At 44.2% G+C, this 909-nt stretch carries 1 protein-coding gene; it reads right to left on the bottom strand.

Annotated elements, in window-relative coordinates; all coding sequences use genetic code 11:
- Positions 1 to 129: 129 nt before the first annotated feature.
- A partial coding sequence (locus tag ACJHX4_RS26725) for a tetratricopeptide repeat protein (RefSeq protein WP_224158736.1) occupies positions 130 to 909 on the bottom strand: 780 nt, incomplete at its 5' end.

Below are 909 nucleotides of genomic sequence, written 5' to 3'. Positions count from 1 at the left end.
TGTGTTATCCTTTTCAAAAGAAATATTCAGAAGATAACCCCTGGCTGACAACCAGGGGAAGGGGACATTAACAGTGTTATTATTGGTGGATAAATTATTACTTGTGTGCAGGATACACTAATGCAATATCTACTGATACTGTATGCCAGTATGTTTCATGCCTGCCGCTGAAAACGGCAATATCCAGGGCCAGACATATTCACCATTCATATTTCTGCATTTCTGTACAATTTTCTCAGAAAGCGTCTCATCAATTCTTTCACGCAACTTCTCCTGCTGTCTTAAAATACTTTCGCATATTTCGAAATCATCTTCCTGCATCAGCATTTCGGCGCATTTAATGATTTCTGCCCGTTCATGCAGCACAGAGGAATGATTATAGAGCCAGTTTACAAACAGCAATGCTTCCGGATATTGCCCCCATAACGGGTGGTATGTGGCATAATAATCTTCGGCAGTATCCGGACCGCCTGAAAAGTTATGCCATACAGCAAGTGGAAATGGATGCAGATTTCCGCACAGTATTTCTGCGATGTAAGTATTTGCCGCAAAGCCGCGACGAAATGCAGTTGCAGCTTTTACCAGTTCCCCATTAAGAAAATGCAGAAGGCCGAGTTCATACCAGTAAGGTGAAAATTCATCTGCATGTTCCTGCAGTATATGGCGTGCCTGTTCATGAGCGCCAGTGCGTAACAGTTCCGGTCCCAGTAGCCAGCGTGCACCATGATTATCTTCGGGATTGTAATCCAGTATTTTTTCAATGAGCATGATGGCATCCTGATGACGCCGTAAATGTGCATTTGCCAGGATTGCCGCATAGAGGGCACGAAGAAAAGGTCGGTTGTCAGGATGTATCCAGATGATTCTGCCACTGAAACCTTCAGGGATAAGACGATTGCCAACTGCCAG

The sequence above is a fragment of the Escherichia sp. WS2035 genome (assembly GCF_046487065.1).
In the GTDB taxonomy this organism is placed as follows: Bacteria; Pseudomonadota; Gammaproteobacteria; order Enterobacterales; family Enterobacteriaceae; genus Escherichia; species Escherichia coli.
This window is presented reverse-complemented; position numbering and strand designations above follow the sequence as displayed.